Annotated in this window: 8 protein-coding genes and 1 pseudogene; 4 read left to right on the plus strand and 5 right to left on the minus strand. The window is 55.9% G+C overall.

The window, feature by feature from the left end:
- Window positions 1-843: pseudogene (locus E8A46_RS14125) on the minus strand (IS110 family transposase); the annotation flags it as partial.
- 303 nt (window positions 844-1,146) lie between these two features.
- Between E8A46_RS14125 and E8A46_RS14130 the strand changes: the two are divergent.
- Window positions 1,147-3,045: a KUP/HAK/KT family potassium transporter gene (locus E8A46_RS14130; protein WP_291561620.1), complete on the plus strand. Its 1,899-nt coding sequence runs from the start codon at window positions 1,147-1,149 to the stop codon at window positions 3,043-3,045.
- Window positions 3,046-3,779: 734 nt separating this feature from the next.
- Here E8A46_RS14130 and E8A46_RS14135 read toward each other — a convergent pair.
- The 4 genes from E8A46_RS14135 to E8A46_RS14150 all read right to left on the minus strand — a co-directional run bounded on the left by E8A46_RS14135 (window position 3,780) and on the right by E8A46_RS14150 (window position 5,736).
- Window positions 3,780-4,409: a hypothetical protein gene (locus E8A46_RS14135; RefSeq protein ID WP_291561622.1), complete on the minus strand. Its 630-nt coding sequence runs from the start codon at window positions 4,407-4,409 to the stop codon at window positions 3,780-3,782.
- Between the two features lie 49 nt (window positions 4,410-4,458).
- The gene (locus E8A46_RS14140; protein ID WP_291561624.1) at window positions 4,459-4,878 is read right to left on the minus strand and encodes a hypothetical protein; all 420 of its coding nucleotides are present in this window, start codon (window positions 4,876-4,878) and stop codon (window positions 4,459-4,461) included.
- A gap of 293 nt (window positions 4,879-5,171) precedes the next feature.
- Window positions 5,172-5,447 (minus strand): hypothetical protein, encoded by a 276-nt coding sequence (locus tag E8A46_RS14145; protein ID WP_291561626.1) that lies wholly within the window; start codon window positions 5,445-5,447, stop codon window positions 5,172-5,174.
- A gap of 94 nt (window positions 5,448-5,541) precedes the next feature.
- Window positions 5,542-5,736: a hypothetical protein gene (locus tag E8A46_RS14150; protein WP_291561627.1), complete on the minus strand. Its 195-nt coding sequence runs from the start codon at window positions 5,734-5,736 to the stop codon at window positions 5,542-5,544.
- 757 nt (window positions 5,737-6,493) lie between these two features.
- Between E8A46_RS14150 and E8A46_RS14155 the strand changes: the two genes are divergently transcribed.
- The 3 genes from E8A46_RS14155 (at window position 6,494) to E8A46_RS14165 (ending at window position 7,897) form a co-directional block, all read left to right on the plus strand.
- Complete coding sequence (locus tag E8A46_RS14155) at window positions 6,494-6,652, plus strand: DUF2934 domain-containing protein (protein WP_291561629.1); 159 nt, start codon at window positions 6,494-6,496, stop codon at window positions 6,650-6,652.
- Window positions 6,653-6,751: 99 nt separating this feature from the next.
- A complete protein-coding gene (locus E8A46_RS14160) occupies window positions 6,752-7,225 on the plus strand; it encodes a hypothetical protein (RefSeq protein WP_291561631.1) in 474 nt (157 codons plus the stop codon).
- A gap of 432 nt (window positions 7,226-7,657) precedes the next feature.
- On the plus strand, window positions 7,658-7,897 hold the full coding sequence (locus tag E8A46_RS14165) for a PilZ domain-containing protein (protein ID WP_291561632.1): 240 nt from the start codon (window positions 7,658-7,660) through the stop codon (window positions 7,895-7,897).
- The last annotated feature ends 289 nt before the right edge of the window (window positions 7,898-8,186 follow it).

Consider the following 8,186-nt stretch of genomic DNA (forward strand, 5'->3'; position numbering starts at 1 on the left):
TGCCGACAATGACCAGCTTGCGCAGGTATTTGTCGCCCATTTTGGTGATACGACCAAGCCGCTCTTTGCCGCCGCTCGACTTCTGAAGTGGCGTCAGTCCCAACCAGGCTGCGAACTGCCGCCCCGAGCGGAACTGATGCGGATCAGTAACTGATGCGGCAAGTGCCGTCGCGCCGATCGGCCCAATGCCGGGGATGGTCATGAGACGACGTGCAACATCGTTGCCACGTAGCCAGACGGCCAGATCGCGATCAATCTCGCGGATCCGAACGTGGGTGTCGAGCGCCTGTTGTGACAGTGTATCGACGACCTTGGCAGCTTCAATCGGCACCTCAGGAGCTTTGCCATCGACGATCTGCCGCGCCATCAGTAGCGCCCGCTCTAGCCCCTTGGGGATGTCGACGCCAAATTCGGCCAGTAGACCGCGGATCATATTGATCAGCTGCGTACGCTGCTTGACCAGCAAATCGCGCGTCCGGTGCATCGACAGCGCCGCCTGCTGCTCCGGCGACTTGACCGGCACGAACCGCATCGTAGGCCGTGTTACCGCCTCGCAAACCGCTTCCGCATCGGCAGCGTCGGTCTTCCCGCGCTTCACATAAGGTTTTACGTAAGCCGGCGGCATCAGCCGCACCTCATGACCGAGCTTGATCAGCTCGCGCGCCCAGTGATGCGACGTGCCGCACGCCTCGATGCCGACCAGGCAAGGAGGCAATTTGGCAAAAAATGGCAGTATCTGCGACCGCCGAAGCGACTTGCGGACCACAACCTGGCCGGTCGCATCAACACCGTAACCTGAAAAACGTTCTTGGCCAAGTCGAGGCCGATCGTGGTAATCTGCATAGCGGATGGCTCCCATTTTGCTCGTGAACGCCTTATGGCCTTCACACTTTGGCACCCAGATGCCGTGAGCGGGAGCCATCCACCTCATCTGTTATGCGCGCTAAAGCGGTCATCGACCAAGCATTGCTCATGGATTTGCATTTATGAGTACACGCCTTAGCAAAGCGGCCCACTGGTCGTTTGGGTGTCGCAATGCAAGGTGATAGTTTGTACAAAAAGTGATGACTCTTGCTATTGGGCCGGCCTTTCTGGCACTGACACCTGCCGGTCGGCTAACAATCAATTTCTGTACTGGACAGCACATTGAGCGAAAATCCAACCCCGGCTGCCGGCGAAGTTGCGCGACAAGCTCCGCAGGGTAAGCTGCCCATTCTCGGGCTGTCAGCACTTGGCATCGTGTTCGGCGATATCGGGACCAGCCCGCTCTATACCTTCAAGACCATCCTTGGCACCGCTGAAGGCTCGCCCGACGCAGGCGTTGTACTGGGCGCGCTTTCGCTCGTGCTCTGGACCCTCTTCATCATCACCACCGTAAAATATGTCTCATTCGCCATGCGCGTCGACAATGACGGAGAGGGAGGAATTCTGGCTTTGATGGCGTTGTTGGGAGTGAAAAAGCAGCAACGGCCAACCATCGTGGCCGTCGGCCTGTTCGGTGCGGCACTGATCTACGGCGATGGAGCGATTACTCCGGCGATCTCGGTTCTGTCCGCGCTGGAGGGCCTCAACATGGCGACGCCCGCACTGCAGCCCTATGTTGTTCCTGCCGCCGTTGTGATCTTGCTGGCGCTGTTTGCAATCCAATCGCAGGGTACCGCGAAGATTGGGCACCTCTTTGGCCCGGTGATGTTTGTCTGGTTTGTCGCTATCGCGCTGATGGGGATCACGGGCATTGTGCAGCATCCGTCCGTGTTCGCCGCGCTCAATCCTGTCTATGGCCTGTCCTACCTGTTCTCACATGGAGCCACCGGTTTTCTGGTGCTGGGCGCGGTGTTTCTGTGCGTGACAGGCGCCGAAGCTCTCTACGCCGATATGGGCCATTTCGGCAGGCGGCCCATCACGCTGGCGTGGTTCGCGATCGTATTCCCGAGTCTGATCCTGAACTATGCCGGGCAGGCAGCGCTCGTTCTTGAAGGTGCCCCGAAGGACGGCAATATCTTCTTTCGGCTCTGTCCAGCGGTTCTCCTGATCCCGCTCGTCGTGCTGGCGACGGTAGCGACAATCATTGCCAGCCAATCGATCATTACCGGGGCTTTCTCGATGACCCGGCAGGCGATCCAGCTTGGCTGGTTGCCAAGATTGCGGATCAAGCAGACCTCATCGGAGGGCTATGGCCAGATTTACGTTGGCGTCGTCAACTGGCTGCTGATGATCGTGACCGTCGGGCTTACCATCGCGTTCGGCAAATCCGACAATCTGGCGGCTGCTTATGGCATCGCGGTGTCGCTGACGATGCTGATGACGTCGGCGCTGCTTTTCATTGCGATGCGCGAGGTCTGGGGCTGGAGCATGTTGGCTGCCGGCTCTGTTGCAGCCTTCTTTTTTGTCATCGATGCCGCCTTCTTTCTCGCAAATCTCGCCAAGATCGCCGAGGGCGGATATGTGCCCCTTATCCTGGCCATCTCTGTCTACAGCGTGATGTGGATCTGGCATCGCGGAGCGGCGGCCGTGATGGCTCGAATGCATGAATCTCTGATCCCGGTCCCGGAATTCATGAAGGATATTCAATCCAAAAACATTCCTCGCGTTCCCGGCACGGCCGTGTTCCTGACCCGCACCGAGCGGGATACGCCGCCGGTCATGGTCTGGCACGTCAAGCATAACCGTGCATTGCACCAGCATCTGTTCGTGCTGCGCGTGGAAATCCTATCCGTGCCTTGGGTCGCGTCCCGCGGCCGCATGACAATCGAGGAAGTCACGCCGAATTTCTGGCGTGCGGAGGCACGTTTCGGCTTCATGGAGCGTCCGCATATTCCGGAATTGCTCACTGCCAGTAAAGCGCTGGGATGCACGATCGATCTGAGCGACGTCACCTATTACGTGGGCCATGAGACGGTTGTCGGCCGCGAGGACGGCATGGCCTTGCCCGCCTGGCAGGAGGGGTTCTTCGCTGTCATGGAGCGCAACGCAACCCATGTTAGCGACTTTTTCAGCCTGCCAACCGATCAGGTCGTTGAGATCGGGCGTCAGGTTTCGATTTAGACTCCGTGACGGCAGCATTTAACCGCGGTCTTAGCCCCTCGTGAACGTGAAAGGCCACCTTAGTCGGTGGCCTTCTTCATTTCAAAGTACTGACTCGATGTCGCATATTGGCACGAAACCGACATACCGGCGCAGTTGCTGCATGTCTGTTGTCGAGGCATTAGCGGACGTGGGTCAGATGCCGACCGAGGTCAGAGTTTGACCCTGAACAGACATCCGACGTCTGCGCGCAGGCGGCGAGATGATGCGCGGGAAAAAACGTTGGCCTGTCATATTTACAAAGAGAAGCAGCGCCTGCGTCGCGGCCAGTCATTCATAGGTATCATCGGATTGGCATTCGTGTAACCTAGAACCGACGGCTCGGGGGTAATTGCAGATGATGCGTATTCTCGGCTTTCTGCTGTTTTGTGCAGTTGCCCTTTGGCTAGTTGACATGATGTTTTACAATGGCCGCTACGGCAACCAAATCTGGCTAGAATTGAACCAGCAAGCGCGAAACGCCAATTACGAAATACGAAGGTGGACAAGGTTCTAGGCAACACCGGTTCGCCTGCGACAGCATCCAAAACCTGCGATGTCCCTTCATGGCTGCCGGACGAGTCGGGGCGGTCTGGCGATGTCCGTTGATCACAAGACGGACATGGCGCGATGTCCGCTCTATTTCTGCATTCGGGGGACAAGCGGACATCAAGGTCGCGCTTGGCAAGATCTGATGATTTCACAACTTAGCGCGATTAGATGCGGCAAAGGTTTAGATCATCGACGCGCTTGTACGCCTCGGGAGCTAGCTCTCTTAGCTCAAGGCGCCTACTGATTTTTGAGGCGTCGGGTGCATCATAGTACAGGTGCTCGCTGAACCCCCGCTTATCTTCATGCGCATAGAGCAAGCAAAGCACCACAACGGGCAGCATCTCAGAGCGCTTGATGAAAGCGCTTTGGGTGTACGAAGCGTCGTGCCGCACGGGAGCGGTGCCTGCGATGTGGGCTAACTGCCGTACCTTTTTGGTCTTAGGATCGAAACCGACGACGTCTATAGCCAACGAGTGCGCGGTTTTGGTCTCAAGGTTCTTGAACTGGAGCGACAAGTTTATTTTTTCCTCACCGAAACCCTCGACGTCGGCATTGATGATGGCGATTGCTGGTCGATCATTTCGGCTTTGCGTGTCGGGGGTTTTTAGACCGATGCTTTTCGACTGATAGGCGAAATATGCCAAAGTCGCGGAGATCGCGATAGCGATGATGATTGCCAGCAAGTGTTTACGAGCCCAATTCGAGATTGCTCGAATGCGGGTTCGCCAGTGGTTGGGCGGGACCACCGGCGCTGGTACAGCTACATCGGCTGGATTATTTGGTTCGTCGGACATAGGCCGCCGCCTTCATCTCGGGTTTGGCCGAGCCCAGTGGCCGAGCGGGTCACGAATACCCCAGCATCCTTTTCAGTTGGGACGCTGCGAAGTCCTCCCGTTCCCGCGCGAAGCGCTCCTGGTGCGCCTTGAAGTTCGCAACGCACTGTCGGATCTCGTCGCGCTCTGGGTTGTTTAGATTCACTGGCGGCAGCCGGTTCGGTCCGATAACGGTGCGCGGCACGGGTGGTTTCTCGCATTCGGCGAAATGCCAATATGACCCGAGCGCGTCGGGAGCCTCGCTGAGCCAAAGCAGAGCGTCCCGGCAATCGAGAAAAAGGATGCGTTCTTCGCCTTCGACCCGACCCTTCGACGCCATGTAGAGGAAATAGGATCCGTCAGCGACTCGGAATAACGCATCGCGCCCGACGTACTCGGCGAGCGTTTGCGCATCGATTACCGGGTAACTACGCGAGACCATCAGCTGCATTGCGATTCGGTCCTGCAACGTGCTGGGACCATCAGAAGCAAACATGGTTAAGAAACTACTAGTTTTTACGCATGTCCGCTCTTCTCCCCCCTCGCGGTTCAAATAAACGTTGGCTCACCCATCACTTCTATCGGCCTCCGCAGTGTGAGAGCCGACGTTAACCGAGTAGCCGGCTGAGAATTTCGGCCAATCAACAGCATGGCCGCTGCACATCAATTCCTTTGAGATTGAGATATCGACGCCATCAACGAAGCACTGAGCGACGATACGTTAGTGGAGGCGGAGATTTAGGCTTAGAGAAAATCCCGCAGCCGAGCGAGTTCGACAATATGAGCCGCCGACAAAACCGCGCTAACTAAATCAGATTGCGCAGCGGTGTGGATCTCATACAAATGATGCTGAGCTGCGGGCTGAGACATGACCTTCCGGATGCATTCATCGAGAGTACCTTCAATTATCATATAGGGGCGTGCGCCCAGGGAGGAGTTTACGCGTTCATTGTTGATCGATGGCCATTTTCTGAGAGTTGCGGGAGCGTCGAAATTGATTTGGGCTTCTTTATCAGGCATGTTTAGCGTTTCGCCTTCTTTTTCTTCGCACTCTTCTTACGAGGTTTTTGCGCCGCTGACTAATTTACTTACACTGTAAGCCTATATTCCTTATTCAGATCTCGACCGGTTCGCGGGTTTTAGCAGATACGTCGAATATTTTTATTTGAAGCTTGGGGAAGCGGCTCTTTAATTCGAGCGCACCCTTTTGGGCGCCTTCCTTTGTTTGGAATTCTGCTTTGATCCTGCCATCTACTTCCAGCGCATAGCCGGTCTTTGCTTCACTTCCTGGGGCGATCTTATTCTTCAATTCCAACCTCCTCTGCGTTACCCGCCCTCCTTACCGTGAGTCTCTAAAATTGCGCTAGAGGTTTGAAGTTAATTGATCGCAGGCGTCGAAAATGCAAAATTTCAACGGGCGCGATGGGCGCCGGATTTGCAAAGACCGGCGGGCGTCAGATTTGCAAGGTGGGGCAGTGCTGCGGCGCGGGGTTGGGCCGCGGCTTAAGGGTTGGTTATGGGGTCGTCGAAGCGGTTGTTGAGGCGATTGTCGGAACAACGTTAGTCGGGAACGATCGCTGGGCTGGCTTCGACGACAATCGTACGGGTGCTGGTGGCCCTCAGGTGTCAGTCGGGACAATGCTGCGCTGCTTTGTGCATTGCTGCTGCTCCCGGAGCGCGTGCGAATAAGGAGTACTGTTCCGCGCGGCCAGTAAGAGGGAGTGCAGACCAAAGCGCATCCACATCGAGAACCGGGGGCACGATCCGAGACGAGTTGATTTAGTCGCCGTGATCGCTTTGATTATTCTGGTATTCGGAGCTATTTGCTATCTAAGCGGTCCCACAATCGAGCAGATGACGACGGTATTCATCGTTCCAAGTCAGACCGTTCATTGGTGACAGCGAAAGGAAACAGCCCCGAAGGGCTGAGTGTAGTCGTCGTCTTCATGGCAAACTCTCCACGTTGATCTTCCAAACCGTGTCTCAAGCGGTGCACGGCTCCGCTCCTTATGAGCCCCCCATCTTTGCCGGACGGGGCCGTGCTCAGTCCTCTGAGAAAGTACACGATGGAAAAGCCCACCAAAGAACAAATCATCCACCGCGCCTACGAACTGTGGGAGCAGAACGGCAAACCCGAGGGCAGGAACGATGAGTTCTATCATCAGGCCGAACGGGAGTTGCAAGAGAAGCCCGAACATTCTGAATCAACTATTGTGCCCGAATAGTTTGTAGCCGATAGAGACGTTCCTCTTCGAGCTCATCGCTATGACCGATAAACCAAATCCGTTTGCCGGCTTAGATCTTGAACGCGCAATCGCTCTGCGGTGGATGCTCCGTATATCAAACAGACCGCAGCAAAGGTTGTCGATGAGTTGATGAAAGCGCTTATGGCTCAGGCGGAGCACATAAAGGCCGAAGTGGGTTTGCAATGGGTGTGTGGATATGAACCCGAGGGGGCGGGTGTTCGTGCAGTGTTGAAGTACGGAAGGGTGGCCTTGGAAGTGTGGTGGAGGCAAGTTTACACGAACGTAATGGAGGATGTAGCGCTAGAGTGTACTGAATATAACGGGCCAGTGTTGCTGCGTAGCGAGAACAGGGTGGCGTTTTATGAGCCTCGGAAACTTGCGCAAAGAAAGTATTTTCCCACCTTGAACATGGCAAGGGAGATGCGATGGATAGATAAGTCCAAGCCAGAGCAACTAATGTCAAATGACGATGTGGTCGAAAAGGTGATGGAGCAGTTCCTGTCGTTAGTGGACAGGGTGGATCGCGGGAAGAGTCCGGCGATTAATTATTAATTGCTAATGGTAATTGCTTCGCCGCCGGAACAGCTACAAGCCGATGATACTTGAACCCGTATCGGTTTTCCACGACGCTTGTATCAATCACGTACCCCTTTCCCCGAAGTTCACTTATCCTTCCGTTCACCTCCGAAAGAGGAGGCTGTTAAGGCGTCGTTCGTTGGGGCGATTGATGGGCTTGCTTGAATGATGACCACCCGCGTGCTCGTTGCGGTATTGCCCCAGGTGTCGGTGGCGACGTAGTCGATAGTGTCTGTTGCCATCGGTTTTCGCACAACGACAACGGTGCCAGACCTTTGCCGCCGTCCCCATAGCTTCTGGACCCTAACCGGACCTCGGCTTGTCGTCCTAGGGTTAAAACTTGGTTCAGAAAAAAACCCGGTTCCTTATATTTACGGACATTAAACCGATATGTCCTATACCGCACGTATGGTCGAGACCCGCGCAGGAACTCGGTATCGCGTCATGAAGCCTGCCCGGATCGAGCACCGCGGCGAAAGGGTAAATTGTATGATTCGCGATCTGTCGCTTACCGGCGCCTCGCTGGAGGTAACTGATCCCGCGCGAATCCCCGCGAACTTCACGCTGGTTGTGCCGGAAGATGGCCTGAAACTTTCTTGTCGGATCGTCCGGCGTACAGTCTTTCGGATCGGAGTTGCGTTCGACTAGCCGCGCCGCCAGGGTTCGAGCAACGCTTGTATTGTCTCGTTTGCACGGGTTTATCCCGAGATTCCGCGTTTTTGGAGCATTAGGATATGGCGCACCAAATAGGCGCACCAAATAAGCGACCTCTTTAACGTTCGGCCGATATACTTGCCATTGCCAGCTAGGGTGCCAATGGATGACCACGGATACCCGCATGCGCTCCGCGGCGCCCAAGGTCCTGCATCCCGTGGCCGGTCAGTCGCTGCTGGCGCATGTGCTCAGCGCAGCCCCGAACGGGAGTGGCGCTTCGCTC

This window comes from Bradyrhizobium sp. (genome assembly GCF_004799445.1).
Lineage (GTDB): Bacteria > Pseudomonadota > Alphaproteobacteria > Rhizobiales > Xanthobacteraceae > Bradyrhizobium.